The 17,290-nt window shown below is 38.0% G+C and carries 19 protein-coding genes; all 19 read right to left on the reverse strand.

Translation table 11 applies throughout. The features are described 5' to 3' along the window. Positions 1-3 precede the first annotated feature (3 nt). The 19 genes from trpA to spoIVA all read right to left on the reverse strand — a co-directional run bounded on the left by trpA (position 4) and on the right by spoIVA (position 17,246). Positions 4-816 (reverse strand): tryptophan synthase subunit alpha, encoded by an 813-nt coding sequence (gene trpA, locus ACERJO_RS02020; protein ID WP_247105599.1) that lies wholly within the window; start codon positions 814-816, stop codon positions 4-6. Next, positions 806-1,999: a tryptophan synthase subunit beta gene (gene trpB, locus ACERJO_RS02025; protein WP_247105600.1), complete on the reverse strand. Its 1,194-nt coding sequence runs from the start codon at positions 1,997-1,999 to the stop codon at positions 806-808. Before trpB ends, trpA begins: the two co-directional genes overlap by 11 nt. Further along, positions 1,986-2,636 (reverse strand): phosphoribosylanthranilate isomerase, encoded by a 651-nt coding sequence (locus tag ACERJO_RS02030; protein ID WP_247105601.1) that lies wholly within the window; start codon positions 2,634-2,636, stop codon positions 1,986-1,988. Before ACERJO_RS02030 ends, trpB begins: the two co-directional genes overlap by 14 nt. Beyond that, positions 2,617-3,393, reverse strand: a complete 777-nt coding sequence (gene trpC / locus ACERJO_RS02035) for an indole-3-glycerol phosphate synthase TrpC (RefSeq protein ID WP_247105603.1) — start codon at positions 3,391-3,393, stop codon at positions 2,617-2,619. Before trpC ends, ACERJO_RS02030 begins: the two co-directional genes overlap by 20 nt. Next, positions 3,386-4,405 carry an anthranilate phosphoribosyltransferase gene (gene trpD, locus ACERJO_RS02040; RefSeq protein ID WP_247105604.1) on the reverse strand — a complete coding sequence of 340 codons (1,020 nt, stop codon included), beginning with the start codon at positions 4,403-4,405 and terminating at the stop codon, positions 3,386-3,388. Before trpD ends, trpC begins: the two co-directional genes overlap by 8 nt. Continuing rightward, positions 4,398-5,909 (reverse strand): anthranilate synthase component I, encoded by a 1,512-nt coding sequence (gene trpE / locus ACERJO_RS02045; protein WP_373646413.1) that lies wholly within the window; start codon positions 5,907-5,909, stop codon positions 4,398-4,400. Before trpE ends, trpD begins: the two co-directional genes overlap by 8 nt. Before the next feature lie 283 nt (positions 5,910-6,192). Beyond that, on the reverse strand, positions 6,193-6,564 hold the full coding sequence (gene aroH / locus ACERJO_RS02050) for a chorismate mutase (RefSeq protein WP_247105607.1): 372 nt from the start codon (positions 6,562-6,564) through the stop codon (positions 6,193-6,195). Continuing rightward, positions 6,557-7,648: a 3-dehydroquinate synthase gene (aroB, locus tag ACERJO_RS02055; protein ID WP_373646414.1), complete on the reverse strand. Its 1,092-nt coding sequence runs from the start codon at positions 7,646-7,648 to the stop codon at positions 6,557-6,559. Before aroB ends, aroH begins: the two co-directional genes overlap by 8 nt. Further along, complete coding sequence (gene aroC, locus ACERJO_RS02060; RefSeq protein WP_373646415.1) at positions 7,649-8,821, reverse strand: chorismate synthase; 1,173 nt, start codon at positions 8,819-8,821, stop codon at positions 7,649-7,651. Positions 8,822-8,976: 155 nt separating this feature from the next. Next, positions 8,977-9,762 (reverse strand): CheR family methyltransferase, encoded by a 786-nt coding sequence (locus ACERJO_RS02065; RefSeq protein ID WP_247105611.1) that lies wholly within the window; start codon positions 9,760-9,762, stop codon positions 8,977-8,979. 34 nt (positions 9,763-9,796) lie between these two features. Then, positions 9,797-10,240: a nucleoside-diphosphate kinase gene (gene ndk, locus ACERJO_RS02070; RefSeq protein ID WP_247105612.1), complete on the reverse strand. Its 444-nt coding sequence runs from the start codon at positions 10,238-10,240 to the stop codon at positions 9,797-9,799. A 157-nt stretch (positions 10,241-10,397) separates the two neighbouring features. Then, complete coding sequence (gene hepT, locus ACERJO_RS02075) at positions 10,398-11,369, reverse strand: heptaprenyl diphosphate synthase component II (RefSeq protein WP_247105613.1); 972 nt, start codon at positions 11,367-11,369, stop codon at positions 10,398-10,400. Positions 11,370-11,451: 82 nt separating this feature from the next. After that, positions 11,452-12,300, reverse strand: a complete 849-nt coding sequence (locus ACERJO_RS02080; RefSeq protein WP_373646416.1) for a menaquinone biosynthesis protein — start codon at positions 12,298-12,300, stop codon at positions 11,452-11,454. After that, a complete protein-coding gene (locus ACERJO_RS02085; protein ID WP_247105615.1) occupies positions 12,297-12,905 on the reverse strand; it encodes a UbiX family flavin prenyltransferase in 609 nt (202 codons plus the stop codon). Before ACERJO_RS02085 ends, ACERJO_RS02080 begins: the two co-directional genes overlap by 4 nt. Further along, positions 12,890-13,765, reverse strand: coding sequence for a UbiA-like polyprenyltransferase (locus tag ACERJO_RS02090; RefSeq protein ID WP_373646417.1), 876 nt, complete (start codon positions 13,763-13,765; stop codon positions 12,890-12,892). Before ACERJO_RS02090 ends, ACERJO_RS02085 begins: the two co-directional genes overlap by 16 nt. Positions 13,766-13,783: 18 nt before the next feature. Next, positions 13,784-14,497: a demethylmenaquinone methyltransferase gene (locus ACERJO_RS02095; RefSeq protein ID WP_373646418.1), complete on the reverse strand. Its 714-nt coding sequence runs from the start codon at positions 14,495-14,497 to the stop codon at positions 13,784-13,786. 1 nt (position 14,498) lies between these two features. After that, entirely contained in the window at positions 14,499-15,281 is a 783-nt protein-coding gene (locus ACERJO_RS02100) for a heptaprenyl diphosphate synthase component 1 (RefSeq protein WP_247105620.1), read from the reverse strand. A 46-nt stretch (positions 15,282-15,327) separates the two neighbouring features. Beyond that, entirely contained in the window at positions 15,328-15,546 is a 219-nt protein-coding gene (mtrB, locus tag ACERJO_RS02105; protein WP_035340146.1) for a trp RNA-binding attenuation protein MtrB, read from the reverse strand. A gap of 221 nt (positions 15,547-15,767) precedes the next feature. Continuing rightward, a complete protein-coding gene (gene spoIVA, locus ACERJO_RS02110) occupies positions 15,768-17,246 on the reverse strand; it encodes a stage IV sporulation protein A (RefSeq protein ID WP_247105621.1) in 1,479 nt (492 codons plus the stop codon). Between the last annotated feature and the right edge of the window lie 44 nt (positions 17,247-17,290).

The raw sequence follows: 17,290 nt of genomic DNA on the forward strand, positions 1-17,290 counted from the left end.
TCATTATTGATCTTCACTTTCAGCTAACGAGCTGACAAGTCGTTCAATTTCTAGTAATGCTTCAGATCGTTTATTTTCGTCTAGCAATCGTTGTTCCAGTTCGCCAATCTTGCTAACTAATGCACTTCCAACGACGACTCCATCAGAGTGCTGGCGCATTTTGCTCGCTTGTTCGGGTGTTGAAATCCCAAAGCCAACTGCGGTTGGAATTGTACTTGACTCACGAACGGTCTGTAAAAATTCATATACTCTAGGGTCAAATTGTGCTCGTGCACCTGTAACACCTAAAGAAGATACGCAGTATAGAAAACCTTGTGATCTTTCGGCAATTTTGACTATACGCTCCTTAGATGTAGGGGCGACTAGCAAGACAAGCGAAAGATCAAATTGATTACATCGTTCTGCAAAATCTCCACTTTCTTCATAAGGTAAATCAGGAACGATAAAGCCGTCAATTCCGTAACTAGCTGCCTCTTCGACAATCCGCCCTTCGCCATATTGCATTAATGGATTGACATATGTGAAAATGATAACAGGAATCGTTAATCCACGCTCCCTCATTTGTGGTACTAACTTCAGTGCTTTTTCTAAACTCATTCCATGCTTCAAAGCTCTTTTCGATGCTGCCTGGATTGTTGGTCCATCAGCAAGTGGATCTGAGTAGGGGATACCAAGCTCTAATATAGAAGCGCCCGCCTTTTGAAGCGTTAATGCAATGTCAATTGTCGCTTCACTCGATGGATCTCCCGCTGTAATAAAAGGGATAAACAGTGGCTTATCTCCGCCTGTGACAGCTTCCATTCGTTTAGTTGCCATTTTCATCCCCCCTAAAGTGCTTCATCAAAGTGTGAACATCCTTATCTCCTCGACCTGACAAACAGACTAGTATCGTCTCGTTTGGCGTTAATTCTTTCGCACGTTCAAACGCTTTGGCTAGCGCATGAGCAGATTCAATAGCAGGAATGATACCTTCTGTTTCAGACAAAAGCTTTAATGCGTCTAATGCTTGCTGATCTGTAACAGCTTCATAGTTCACACGGTTCGTACTAGCCAAATAGGCATGCTCGGGTCCTATTCCAGGATAATCGAGACCAGCAGAAATCGAATATGGTTCAATAATTTGGCCAGCCTCATCTTGAAGAAGATAGGTTAATGAGCCGTGAATCACGCCTTTTGTCCCTTTTGTGATCGTAGCTGCATGCTGATTCGTATCAACACCTTTTCCAGCAGCTTCAACACCAATGAGCGTAACATCATCGTCTAAAAAAGGATAGAACATACCAATTGCGTTACTTCCTCCTCCGACACAAGCAATAATTTCTGTAGGGAGCGCGCCTACACGCTTTAAAAATTGCTCTTTTGATTCATCTCCAATAATACGTTGAAAATCTCGAACCATTTTCGGATACGGATGCGGTCCAACAACTGAGCCAATTAAATAGAACGTATCTTCTGCATTTGTGACCCAATATCGAATCGCTTCATTCGTAGCATCCTTTAACGTTTGACTTCCTGAAGTAGCTGGAACAACTTCAGCCCCTAGCAGCTCCATTCGAAAAACATTCAAAGCTTGCCTTTCCATATCTTCAGCACCCATAAACACTTTACATTGAAGACCAAACCTTGCTGCAATCGTTGCTGTGGCCACACCATGCTGACCTGCACCCGTTTCAGCGACTATTTTCTTTTTGCCCATTCGCTTTGCAAGTAACGCCTGCCCCATCGCATTGTTTAATTTGTGAGCACCTGTATGCAAAAGATCTTCTCTTTTCAAATATATATTGGCTCCACCTAATACCTTGGAGATATTTTCAGCATAAGATAATGCTGTTGGTCTTCCTGCGTACTCTTGTAAATGCTCAAAGTATTCAGTGTGAAAGGATTTATCTAATAGAGCTTTATCTAATTCATTTTCCAATTCTTCTAACGCATTCATTAATGTTTCAGGAACATATTTTCCGCCGAAGTCACCGAAACGTCCACGTTTATTTGGTACCATTTCTATTCATCCTTTCCTCTAACTGCCGCACAAGTTCATATGATTTCCGACCATTCTCTTCTATTCCACTAGACAAATCAACGCCATCAGGTTCATAGCGTAATAAATTTTCTATATTATTAGGGTTTATTCCACCAGCGATCCATACTGGAACTTGTTGTCTATGGCCTTCCTCAATATATTGAGGGACAAAACGCCAATCAAATGAGACACCAGTTCCGCCCCATTGTTGTCCTACCTTACAATCTATGACATACCCATCGACTAAACCTTCATATGTCTTCATCGTTTCTAGAGCGTTATCGTGATGATGGATCACCTTCCATATTGATTGCTTGACTAATGACTTTAGCTGTCTAATATACTCAGCTGGCTCATTTCCATGACATTGAATAATATCTACATTTAAGCCAACTAATTGTCTTTGAATCTCTTCTATCGGTTCATTCACAAAAAGGGCAACGACTTTCTTTTGCTTATCATGATCATTATCAAGCAATCGTTCCAACTGCTCTCGAGAAACACGCCTTTTACTTTCTGCAAACACAAAGCCGATGTATTCGGCAGTACTTGAAAAAGCAACGCTCACATCATGCTCAGAATGATTTCCACACAACTTAAGTAGAGGACGTGGCATGAAATTCTCCTCCAAACAAAGCTTTTATACCTTCTTTAGGAGATGATGCGCGCATTAATGATTCCCCGACTAACACACCAGCTGCCCCTGCCTGCTTGACACGCTTAATATCATCCTCTGTATGAATCCCACTCTCACTAATAAACAAGCTACCTTCGGGAATTAATGGTGCCATTTCATCTGTTTGTGATAGTGATGTTTCAAATGTTTTTAAATTTCGATTGTTCACACCAATCACTTTCGGTGTGAAGCAATTTAATAATTCAATTAATTCATTCTTTGCATGAACTTCAACAAGGCATTCGAGTCCAACAGAATAGGCGTAATCATATAATACCTTTAACTCTTCTATCGGAACGGTCCCCACAATGAGAAGCATCGCATCAGCGCCGATTTTGACTGTTTCGTCCACTTGTCTCTTGTCAATAATAAAATCTTTTCGCATTACCGGGATTGAACAGACTTCTTTAACAGCAGATAAATAATCACGATGACCTTGGAAATAATCTATATCTGTTAAGACCGAAATCGCATCAGCACCACCTGCTTCATACCCTTTTGCAATGTCTTGTGGGTGAAAATTAGGACAAATAAGCCCCTTTGATGGAGAAGCTTTTTTTACTTCAGCTATTAAACCAATAGAATGCGTAGAATGGCTTAAAGCATCATAAAGGGAGTAATGCTGAACTTTTTTTTGTGATGGCATAATTAAATGAGCAATTTCCTTTTGCTTTGTTTTTAAAATTTGATCAAGCACTTTCGGTCGCCCCCTTCTGTAACGCTTTGTAATGCTCATCTATTTGTCCAGAGCTTAATGCAGCCTGTGCTTGGTGAACTCCTTCTTTAATTGTACTGACTTTTCCGTATACATAAAGAGCTGCTCCGGCATTTAATGCAACGATACTAGTTGCTGATTCGTTCGCTTCTCCTTTTAATAAAGCTCGAATTAATTCGGCGCTTTCGAGTGGAGTATCAACTTGAATATCATGCAAACTGCCACGTTTTAGTCCCATTTCCTCTGGTGAGATCGTATATTCTTTTTTCGTATTACCAGCTACTTCAATTAAGTCTGATTCCGTCGTAATTGATAATTCATCTAATCCATCCCTTCCAGTAACAAAAAGGGTGCGTTCTGTTCCAATCGTTAGCAGAGTATTAGCCATTTTTTTAGCATATTCAAAATCAGATACTCCGATTAGTTGTCTTTTCGCATTTGCTGGATTAGTCATCGGTCCTAAAAAATTGAAAATCGTTCGGAAACCAATTTCTTTTCGTGGCGTGACCGCATGCTTCATTGATTGATGATATAGCGGTGCAAACAAAAAGCAAAGGTTATAATCTTGAAGAGATCGGCTTGCTTGTTCAACTGAATGTTGGATAGGTATCGATAGTTCCTCAAGTACATCAGCACTACCACTTCTAGATGAGACAGCTCGATTTCCATGTTTTGCGACAGGAACACTTAGTCCTGATAAAACAATAGCAGTTGCTGTTGAGATATTAAATGTTCCTAAATTATCTCCACCTGTCCCGCACGTATCTATGACATTCACCCCTTGTGTGTTAATAGAAACAGAATGTGAACGCATCGCTCGAACAAATCCAATCATTTCTTCAACTGTTTCACCACGGAATCGCAAAATAGTTAGAAGACTTGCGATTTGGCTTGGTGTTGCATGACCTGACATGATCTCATTCATAACCTGTTCAGCTTGTTCAGTTGATAATGTTTCATGGTTCATACAGTGGCGTAAGACGTCTTTAAGCATAGTGCGCTCCCCCTTCATCTCCGAACATTCTCTCAGCTAATTGTACGGCTCTTATTAATGCTTTTGCTTTGTTTTGCGTTTCTTCATATTCTCGTTCAGGGACTGAATCAGCAACCACGCCTGCACCAGCTTGAATATACGCTGTTTGATTCTTAATAACCATCGTTCGAATGGCAATACACGAGTCAATATTTCCATCAAAGCCAAGGTAGCCAATTGCTCCTGCATACACACCACGTTCTGTTGGTTCTAACTCATGTAAAATTTCCATCGCTCTTATTTTAGGCGCTCCTGATACAGTGCCAGCTGGAAAAGAGGCCATTAATGCTTCTAACGGTTTTGTGCTCTTTTGTAATTGACCTGTCACTTTTGAAATGATGTGCATGACATGTGAGAATTTTCCGATTTCAAGCAATGTAGGTGTTTCAACAGATCCGTATTCAGCAATACGTCCGACATCATTTCTAGCAAGATCAACTAACATATAATGCTCAGCTCGTTCTTTTTCATCTGCTAATAGGTCAGTCGCGAGTGCTTGATCCTCTTCTTCCGTCTTCCCACGCTTCCTAGTACCTGCAATCGGATGAATTTCTACATGACCATCTTGAACTTGAACGAGGCGCTCAGGAGAGCTACCAACTACTTCCATAGTGTTAAACTTTAAATAAAATAAATATGGAGATGGATTAATCATTCGTAACACTCGATAAATATTTAAAGCAGAGGACGTAACATTCATTTCAAATCGTTGTGATAATACAGCTTGAAAAACGTCTCCAGCTCGAATGTATTCTTTAATTTGCTCGACATCTCTTAAAAAATCAGTTCGTTTATAATTTGAAATGACCCCATCAAAGGTCACTTCATCGTCTGTTTCAGGAAGGTGTTTCAACAGCAATGGAGCTTGAGGTTGTTCTAATAGTTGTGAAACACGATCAATTTCAGCTTTCGCTCTACTATAAGCAAGTTCTTCTTCACCTTCGTCTGGCCTTGCATGTACTAAAATCGTTAATTCCTTCTTAATATGATCATAGGCAATTAATGTTTCACACACTAAAAAGTGATAATGAGCAATTCGATCATCGACATGACGAGTCAGTGTCGGTTCTATCGTCTCAATTGCATCATAGCTCATATAACCAACAGCTCCACCTCGGAAAGGAATGGCAATGTCAATTGGTTGCACTTTTAAATAGGCCATCATTGAATCAAAGGCTTCTTGGAATGTGTGTAGCTCTGTTAGAATCTTCCCTTTCTCTAAATTCATAAAAGAATATACACCATTATCTTCAATTAACTCAAATATCGGATTAATTCCAATGAAAGAATACCTAGACCAAGGTGAATGTTCATCTTTACTTTCAAGTAAAAATGAAACTTGATCTCCTAATTGATGTACAATTTGCACAGGGGTTAGTCCATCAGCAAATAGCTTTTCCACAACAGGAATGGTCTTATAGTCGCGGGAAAACTGTTGAAATTCAGTAAACGTTGGGGTAATCATATCCTTCACTCCTTTAGGAATGAATGAAATGAGTGGGAGGTGAACAAATATATACCTGAACAAGCCTCCTAAATACATTTAAGGGCACTGAAAAAGTTTTTGTTTTTAACTTTATGGTGTCCTTACATTTGATTAGGAGGCATTTCGACTAATCCTCAACTAAACTCAGCTCTCCTCAACTCAATCTCATTCTTATACTAAGCTAATCTGTTCTCACTAGTTGATTACATTTAAATGGTACATAGTAATCAGTTTCTCAACTCGCCTTTAGTCTACTCCGAACTCACTTATTCGTCAAGGATAAGTCAGGTCTCAGCTTAACAGCATCATTCAAATAAATATGTTCAATATCGCTTTGTGATTGGTCAGTATTTACCGTCATCAATACTCGAACACAAAGGGGCAAGCTCTCAGGTACAGGGATTTCTTGAGCACATACGACAGGCACATATTCCCAGCCGTGTAGCTCGCGTAATACTTTTGCTGGAAACGCTTCATTTAAATCTTCTGTAACCGTAAATAATACATGTGCTACCATTTCCGGCTCTAGTTTGTTTTTTGCAATCATTTCATTCACTAACACAAAAGTCTCTTTTGTAATATCTTCAACTGTATTGGCTTGAACAGTTGTAGCGCCTCTAACACCTCTAACCATGTGAACCCTCCATCCGTTCATCAAGAAGTACCCGAATCTTCTCAGGTGGGATATTCACAATTGTAGCTTCTCCCAATTTCTTTAATAGAACCATTCGTATCGTACCAGCTTCTACCTTTTTATCCTTACTCATTGTTTGTAACAAGCGCTCTCGATTTAATGAAGCAGGTATTTTCGTTCGATAACCTAATTTTAAAAACCAATTTTCGTATTGTTCAATATGAAAATTTACATCCAGCATTTCTTCTGATAAGCGCAAAGCAAAAAGCATACCAATCGCAACAGCTTCTCCATGTGTGATCTTCCCATAACCAAGCTGTGCCTCAATTGCATGTCCAAGCGTATGACCAAAATTAAGGTGAGCGCGAATTCCATGCTCCTGCTCATCCTCACTCACTACGTCTGCTTTAACAGAAATAGAGCGGGCAAGCATGTCATTAAGGCGTTCGACTGAAATAGTCTTAAATGATGTCCATTCTCTCTCTAACTGTTTCAGAAATGCCTCATCGCGAATAAATCCATGCTTAATGACTTCGGCAAACCCCGATTTCCATTCTTCTTCTGGTAATGACATTAAACAATCCGTATCATATAAAACAGCTTCAGGTTGATGAAAGCTCCCTACCATATTTTTTCCTAGTCGATGGTTAATCGCTACCTTTCCACCCACACTACTATCGTGAGCTAATAGTGTAGTAGGCATTTGTACGAATCGTATTCCTCGCATATAAGTCGCAGCTACAAATCCAGCTAAATCTCCAACGACTCCTCCTCCAAGCGCAATGACAGCAGACTTTCGGTCAAGACCTACCTCTAATGCTTTTGATAACACCTGCTCATATACGGAAAATGATTTAGAGGCTTCTCCACTTTCAATGACGTAATCATATACGACTGAAGACTCATCAAAGCTTTGAATAACGTCTTTTAAATAGTATGGAGCCACATTAGAGTCAGTCACAATTAATATAGACGATACCGGTTGTAGTAATTCCTTTAATAATGCACCCACCTGATGTCTTAAACCTGAATTTATTCTCACTTCATATTGTTTAGACACTGTTTGAACTTGAACACTCCCCATTTAAAACGTCCTCGCGTCTTCATTATGACGATTAACATTTTCTTGAATAGTCGGTATTTGATCATGTCCAAACGTCTCTAGTAGTGCATTGGCTACTTCCCATGCAACGACCGCCTCTGCTACTACAGCAGCGGCAGGAACTGCACAACTATCAGAACGTTCGATACTCGCTGCAAATGGTTCTTTGGAATCGATATCCACGCTTTGTAATGGCTTATAAAGCGTTGGAATTGGCTTCATAACTCCGCGAACAACAATTGGCATCCCATTTGTCATCCCACCTTCAAATCCACCAAGCCGGTTTGTTCTTCGAGAATAACCATTGTCTTCATCCCACAAAATTTCATCATGCACTTGACTTCCTGGGATACGTGCAGCTTCAAATCCGATTCCGATCTCGACTCCTTTAAATGCATTAATACTCATAACAGCTGCCGCAATTTTAGCATCTAATTTACGATCGTATTGAACATGACTGCCCAATCCAATTGGAACATTTTCTATGACTACTTCCACGATTCCGCCAATTGAATCGCCATCTTTTTTTGCTTGGTCAATCGCTTCAATCATTCTCAAGCTTGCATCCTCATCTAAGCAACGCACTTGAGAAGCCTCTGAGCGTTCCTTAAGATCTGCAACAGATTCATATGCTGTTTTTTCTGCTTTTACACCACCGATTTCTAATACGTGTCCACCAACTTGGATGTTAAAGGTAGATAATAGCTTCTTAGCTACTGCACCAGCAGCAACTCGTACGGTCGTTTCTCGCGCTGATGAACGCTCTAGTACATTGCGCATATCGCGATGACCATATTTTATTGCACCATTTAAATCTGCATGTCCTGGACGTGGTCTAGTTAATTTTCTTTTAACTTCTTTTTCTGCATCCTCATCAATTGGTTCAGCACCCATTATTTTAGTCCAATGAGTCCAGTCTTTATTTTCTACTACTAATGCGATCGGGGCACCCGTTGTTTTACCATGACGTACACCGCTTAAAATTTGTACTTGATCTTTCTCAATTTGCATACGTCTACCACGGCCATAACCACCTTGTCTTCGTGCTAATTCGCCATTAATATCCGCTGCTATTAACTCTAACTGCGCTGGAATTCCTTCAATAATTGTCGTCAATTGTGGTCCGTGTGATTCTCCAGCTGTTAAATATCTCATTTTCCTGCCTCCAATGTCATTTCCATTTCTCTTTATCGCTTTTATGCGTTAAATTATAACATGATCTAGACTAACTGTCTCGCACAATTTAAAAGAAAAGTTAAACTTTTCTCATTATTAGAATAAGTAGATCCTTCATACATATGTAGCTGAAGTCATTCTGACTTCAGCACTTTTTTATAAAAAAACGTATCCTCAGTTTCAAGTTGATAGGTGCTAGGATTAAAAATTTGCTCCGTACTACCAACAAAAAGAACTCCACCCGGTCTTAATGCCTGGCTAAATTTATGGTATAGTTCATTTTTCGCTTCTTCAGTAAAATAAATCATGACATTACGACATACGATTAAATCGAATTGCTGCTGGAATCGATCAGCTAATAAATTTTGTTTTTGAAATGTGACAGTCTTCTTAATATCATCATTTACCTTATAGCCCATTGGCTCTCTAGTAAAATATCGTTCTAAGTAGCTTTTCGGTACTTCTTTTATCGATCGCTCAGGATAAAATCCCATCTTAGCACGTGTAATAATTTCTGTATCGAGATCTGTTGCAAATACATTCACTTTTGAGATAGGCATAAACTGAGCTAAAATCATGGATAGCGTATACGGTTCTTCACCTGTTGAACACGCGGCGCTCCAAACTTTCAAATTTTTATTTTCATTGTATAGGCGTGGTAAGATCTTTTTTTCTAGCACATTCCACCTGCTTACATTGCGGAAAAATTCTGACACATTTATTGTCATTCGTTCTAGAAATTCATTAAAAAGTTCTTCATTTTTGGTCATTGCTTGATAATATGTTTGAAAAGATGAAAAGCCGCGCTTTTCATATAAAGATGTCAAACGACGTTTCATTTGCGCTTCTTTATACAAAGCTAAATCAATCGCGGTTTTTTTCTTAATGTTTGCTATAAATGTTTCATAATCAGTACCCATTTGTTCTCTCCAGTCTCACGATGTATCAAATAAATTACGTCCAATCAGCAGTCGCCTTTTTATAATCAATTAATTCTGAATCTTGAAAAAAGATGGCTATTTCTCTTTCTGCACTTTCTGTGGAATCAGATCCATGTATAATATTATTAGGCATTTGCGCGGCTAGATCTCCACGAATCGTACCAGGTAACGCTTCTTGCGGATTTGTCTTACCAATCATTAATCTCGCTGTCTTGATCACTTCTGGCCCTTCCCAAACCATTGCAAATACAGGTCCTGATGTAATGAAACGAACAAGCTTTTCAAAGAAAGGTTTTCCTGTATGTTCTTCATAATGTCTCTGTGCCATTGCCTCTGTGATGACCATTAATTTTGCTGCAACTAGAGTAAATCCCTTTTTTTCAAAGCGAGATATAATTTCTCCAATCACATTTCGTTGAACCCCATCTGGCTTAACCATTATGTATGTACGCTCCATAACCTTCTCCCTTTTCCTTATAGATTCTCTCAACAGTATAGCAAATGAAGCTACATGCGACAATATGCCAACCAAGAAGTGTAGCGAATCACTACAGTTCATTCAAAAAGGGTTTACTCTAAAAAGTAAAAGACCTTTTAGGGTAAACCCTTCGTAACTAAAACTTTCTTTTGCCAATGTAAGAGGCAATTTCATATAAATACCTTTTTTCTTTTTGGTTTGGTAATGTCTCTAACGTATCAAAAGCCTTTTGCAAATACTGATCACTTATTTTAATAGAATAAGAAATAGCATCAGTATCCTTAATCATGGCTAGAATATCATTAATTTGATCAGCGTTTCCTTCAATGTCTTGAAAGAATAAATCAATTTTTCTTCGAATATCGGTATGATGGTACATAGCATATAGAGCAGGAAGGGTTACATTTCCTTGTAATAAATCTCCTCCTGCAGGTTTTCCAAGTTGTTTCTCTGTTCCGACAAAATCAAGAATGTCATCTGTTATTTGAAAAGACATTCCAACGTAATAACCAAATTGATAGAGCTGGTTTTGTATATATGTATTAGCATTTGCAGCGATCGCACCAAGTTGACAACTTACAGCGATGAGAAGTGCTGTCTTACGTTTAATCCTTCTTAAATAAACTCGAAAATTTTGGTTTAAATTATATTGATCTCTAATTTGCTCAATTTCACCTAAACACATTTCCATCATAGCGTTTGAAAGAATTTGATGTATTTTAGGATTATCAAAATAGGTTGAAGTCTCAAGTGCCTTCCCGAAAATAAAATCCCCTGTGTACATGGCAACTCGATTATCCCATTGTGACTTAATGGTTTTCTTTCCCCTTCTTAAATCAGCATCATCAATAACGTCATCATGTACTAATGAGCCCATATGAATCAGTTCTAAAGGCGCAGCAATATGCTTTAGTGATTCAATATCATATAAGCCGAATCGCGCTGCTAATAATACAAATACAGGGCGAATTCTTTTTCCTCCAGCTTTAAGCAATTGAATGGATGCATCTGTTAATACATCATGCTCTGCTTGTACATTTTCTTCAAGTTCATTTTCAATCATTTCAATATCTGCTTGAAATTGCATATAAATTTCTGCTAGCTTCATGTCGTCCACCTTATTTATCTAAACGAATTCATTACGCTTTTCCTTTAATTAGAACATTGAATCACGTTTCATGCAAGTCCCTTTATAATTGAAGTACCGGTTTCCACACATGTAAGTGATCTACAGGTTCACGTATATAGCCTAATTTGTATAATAAATGATAATAGAATCGCAATCCTTCTTGCTCTTTTTGTCCAAAGTCATTACAGAGCTGATCAAAATATTGCTCCCAAAAAGCTTCTGTCCCACCATGTGTTAATAAAATATCTTTTATCATCGGTTTGTATTGATCGTTTTCACTTCTTTTCTTACTAGCTAAAAGAGCTTTATAAAAGCTTATCACTTCATTAGGCTTAGCTTCGATACATTTATTTCGAACGGCAAATACAGCATAAGTCATTGGTAATCCTGTCTGTTCATACCAAATTTCCCCTAAGTCATATACGTACAAGTCCTTTGCTAGTCGACGATTCGCAACAATCGCATCATCACCAATTAACAAACAACCATCATACCATTCTATCATATCGTGAAAATGAGGTCGTACAATTTCGTATGTAACATTTTTATTATAAAAATAACCTAAAATGATTTTTAATAAATGAACAGACGTCTCTGAACTTGAAGTTAGAGCAATCTTTTTGTTGTCTAATTGACCGATTTGATATTTTGAAAATAAAAAGATTGATCGTACTTTCCCATATGTCGTTACAGATAAGTCAGGTAACAGTGAGAAAGTATGTTGATTATTTGCATAAGCAAAAGATGAAATACCTCCAATATCAACCTTTCCATTAGCCATTGCTTCGTTTAATTGTGAGGGTACTTGAGGAACAAATTGATAAGAGTTTCGTTCAAATTGGTATCGATCTAAATAATAAAAAAATGGCAAAATATTCGTGTAAGAGATTTCTCCAATTGTTAAACTCATAGCTGTTCCCCCCAACGGGTAAATAATGAATGATCCACATCTAAATTATCCAAAACTTTCCCAACGACAAAATCAATTAAATCCTCCAAATTTTTTGGTTGTTGATAAAAACCAGGCATTGCAGGAAGGATTGTTACACCCATTTTTGCTAGTCTTAACATATTCTCAAGATGAAGCTCATTTAGAGGGGTTTCCCTAGGTACGATAATTAATTTTCTTTTTTCCTTTAACATGACATCAGCAGTCCGTTCAAGTAGATTATTCGATGAAGCATGTGCAATGCTTGACAATGTCCCCATTGAGCACGGAATAATAACCATACCATCATTTTTGTATGATCCACTAGCAATCGGTGCAGAGTAATCACGTAAGGAATGATAACATAATAAATGTCGATTTTTGCTGAATATATCATCGATCAACTGTTCTCTATTCCTCACATCGAATTGTAACTCTAAATCGAACACTTGCCATGCAGCTTCGGTTATAACTAAATGTACCTTGTATGATTCGTGCAGCAGCTGTTTAACGAGTTTAATCCCATATTGTGCACCACTAGCACCAGTAATACCGACCGTATACGTTCCTTTTATAAATGGGTCCATATAAGGACATCTCCAATCGCAAATACAAATAAAACAACACTTAATATGCCATTCATTGGAAAGAAAGCTACTTGTACTTTCGATAAATCATTCTCTGAAACAAGTGAGTGTTCATAGACAAGAATGGCACCAGAAATGATCACTCCAGCAAAATAAACCCATCCTAAAGGTGTAATAAAAAACAAGCTTAGGAAGCTTAGAAAACTAACAGTGTGAGACACTCTTGCTAGTAGCAATGATTTTTTTATACCAAATCGACTTGGAATAGAGTATAATCCATGTTCTTTGTCATAATCGGCGTCTTGAGTTGCATAAATGACATCAAAGCCAGCTATCCATAATGCTACAGCCGCGAATAAAAAGTATGCCTCAAAGGGCAATGTCCCAGTTGCTCCTACCCATCCACCTAAAGGCGCAATTCCAATCGTTATCCCTAAAATGAGGTGACAAGCCCAAGTAAATCGTTTCGTATATGAATAAATAACAAGAAAGAAAACAGCAATTGGTAACAAATAAACAGCAAGCATATTTAATTGAAAGGCAGAGAAGAACAGCACAACAAACGAAATAACGATAAATAACCAAACTTCGATTTTTGAAACTAATCCGGCTGGAATAGCTCGTTCTGCAGTTCTTGGATTATGCTTATCTATTTGGGCATCAATTACGCGGTTAAGTGACATTGCTGCACTTCTAGCCCCTATCATAGCAAGAGTAATCCATATCCATTCTGATAATTGTGGGAAATCTCCCCTCATAATAAAACTACCTAGAATTGCTCCTAAAAAAGCAAACGGTAGCGCAAATATAGTGTGTTCAAACTTAATCATTTCTAAGATGATTTTTATTTTTCTTACCAACGTAATCGGCTCCTATCTCTATTCATCCCTCGTCTTTATTCCCATATGCATGGCAGCTACTCCTCCAGAATAAGCCTTCACTTCGACATGTTCAAATCCTGCTTCTTTAAACATTTCCGCAAGTTTAGCGCGATCTGGAAAGGCCATCGTAGACTCTTGAAGCCACGAATACTCTTCGTAGCTTTTTGCAAACATCTTACCAAAAAGGGGCATAATTCTTTTAAAATAAAAAAAGTATAATTGCTTAAATACGGGTATTGTTGGCTGAGACGTTTCTAGGCAGACGGCTTTCCCTCCTGGTTTAACAACTCGGTGAATCTCTGCTAATACTTGCATATAATCAGGGACATTTCGAAGACCAAAACCAATTGTAACAAAATCAAATGAAGCATCGTCATACGGAAGCTCCATTGCATTGCCCAGCACTAGATTAGCTTGATTCAATTGTAGCTGTTGAATTTTTTCTTGACCAATCTTTAACATATTCTCACTGAAGTCTAATCCAATAACTTGTCCATTCTCCCCGACAGCTTCAGCTAATGCAATCGTCCAATCAGCTGTACCACAACAAATATCGAGAGCTCTATTCCCTTTTTGTACTTGCATGATTTTCATCGTATCTTTACGCCAAGCTTTATGGCGTTGAAAGCTAATGACGGAATTCATAAGGTCATATTTTTTATAAATAGATTGGAACACTTGATGTACACGTTCCTCTTTTGTTTGAGACATCTTATTCACCCTCTGCGATATTCTCTAATGTGTCATAACTACTATATTGATCAATATGCCAAATGATAAAAGGCTTCATTGTAGCCGAAGATTCAGTAAGTTGTAACAAACGATCTTTTGACTCTTCTATGAACTTGTCTAAAAATGAGTCACTATGAATAAGAGGTTTAGTTTTATGAAGTCCCCGTAATAAAGCGGTTTGTTCACCATTAAGTGTTAGGTTCTTTTCAATTGTAAGCATTTTGTAGTAGAAGAACTCTTTAATAAGAAGCCTCCATAGTTCAAGGTCGAAATGAGAAGCTACTTGTTGCATGAGCCCAGTTTCGATCATTACGAAAATCTTTTTATACTCATCGATAGATACTTCTTCCTGCTCATAATGGTTCATTTTCTTTTCATTTATTTGTTGAATCGTGTGACTAATCTTTTGAATGAGGGGAACATTCCCATTTTTAGCAAGCAAATGATAGTACATCGCTACATAATAATCACCTGCTAATACGGTTAATTGTCTCTTCTTTTTTAGCACATCCGTATCTACATTTTTTAACGTCACCTCATCATGTATATCCAGACCTGCTTGAACAAGAAGTGTTGATAAGATTAATAAATGCAAATCTTCTTTAGTCATTTTTTTATGTAACATCGCATACATAAAACGGATTTTATCATCATCTACTTCTATGTTTGGTACATAGGATTGTAAATAATGATGCTTAATCGCTTGATTAAACTCTCCTTTAACCTCTTCAACATTTTCTTGAAATAAATATAAACTTCTCATCAACATGTCCCCCAAATTCTGTGTAAAAAATACTCATCTATTTCTCTTAATCGTTCGTATTAATCGTCCCATAACTAGTTTGGATAATAGCATGCCCACGTACTTTCACAGCAGATGTATGTTCAGTGAATTGCGCAATCATTACTTCACCTTTATCAAGTTTCTCCGAATGATGAAAACGCGTGTCAGAGCCTCTCGTTAATCCAATTACGTTAACGCCATTTTCTTTTGCTTTAATAACAAAGAAATCATTTTGGTTACTCATTCTCAACTCTCCTGTCTATCACTTTTCTCAACTATGCTTCTACACAATAGTATCACAAAATTGTTATTTTCGCTGTCATTAGAGCACATGTAAAAATCTTAGCATATTCTCAATTGAAAAAGCAAAAAAGAAAGTAGTAAACATCAAGATGTGTAATGACCTTTAGATCATTATACATACAAATGATTACTACCTTCCATCATCTTCAATATAAAATTTTTTTATAAAATAATCGCAATTAAACCACCTGAACCCTCATTAATAATTCTTTCTAGTGTTTCTTTTAATTTATAACGAGCATTCTCTGGCATGAGTGATAATTTTGCTGAGATCCCCTCTCGTACGATTGAGTTTAACGAACGACCGAAAATATCTGAGTTCCAAATCGAAAGTGGATTCTCTTCAAAATCTTGCATCAAATAACGAACAAGTTCTTCACTTTGTTTTTCTGTTCCAATAATAGGAGCAAATTCAGATTCAACATCGACTTTAATCATATGAATCGAAGGAGCTACTGCTTTTAGACGCACACCGAATCGCGAACCCTGTCTAATGATTTCCGGTTCATCTAGGCTCATGTCTGATAAGGCAGGTGCTGCAATTCCATAACCCGTTTGCTTTACCATCCTTAGTGCATCAGCAACTTGATCATATTCCTGTTTAGCATGAGCAAAATCTTGCATAAGTTGTAATAAATGATCCTTGCCGCGAATTTCTACTCCGACAACTTCTTTCAATACTTGATCATATAAATCATCTGGAGCATATAAATCAATTTCAGCGACTCCCTGCCCCATTTCAATCCCCGCTAATCTTGCTTGATCAATAAATTCATACTCGGTAAAATGGCCTACTACTCGGTCAACATCGCGTAAACGTTTTATATCTTGCACGGTTTCTCTTACTGACTCTTCATAACTTTGACGTAACCAATGATCCTCACGAAGAACCATTACCCAACTCGGTAAGTTCACATTTACCTCGTGAACCGGAAATTCATATAATACTTCTCTTAAAACATTATTAATATCATGGTCAGTCATCCCCTCAATGCTCATTGATAATACGGGGATATCATACTCATCACTTAAGCTTTGACGTAATTGTTCTGTTTCCGGATGATGAGGGCGTACACTATTGACAACCATAATAAACGGTTTGCCGACTTCTTTCAACTCTTCTACTACCCTATGTTCAGATTCCTTATAATCTTGGCGGGGAATATCGCCAATTGTTCCGTCTGTCGTAACAATAATCCCTAGAGTGGAATGTTCCTGAATAACTTTTCTCGTACCAATTTCTGCCGCCTCTTGAAATGGGATAGGCTCTTCATACCACGGCGTATTTATCATTCGTGGTCCGTGCTCATCTTCATAGCCCTTTGCCCCAGGAACCGCATATCCAACACAATCAACTAAACGTATATTAACATCTAATCCATCATCAACATGTACCGATACTGCTTGATTAGGAACAAACTTCGGTTCAGTTGTCATAATGGTTTTGCCAGCAGCGCTTTGTGGCAACTCATCTTGTGCTCTTGCTTTCTCAGATTCATTTTCAATATTCGGGAGTACGACTAGCTCCATAAATTTTTTAATGAATGTCGATTTCCCTGTTCGAACTGCACCTACAACTCCAAGATAAATATCGCCGCCTGTTCGTTCGGCTATATCCTTGAAAATATCAACCTTTTCCACTTGATCCCCTCCCGATCAGTAAAGATTTGAGATTCATCTTCCTA

Source organism: Halalkalibacter sp. AB-rgal2 (assembly GCF_041821005.1).
In the GTDB taxonomy this organism is placed as follows: Bacteria; Bacillota; Bacilli; order Bacillales; family Bacillaceae_D; genus Halalkalibacter.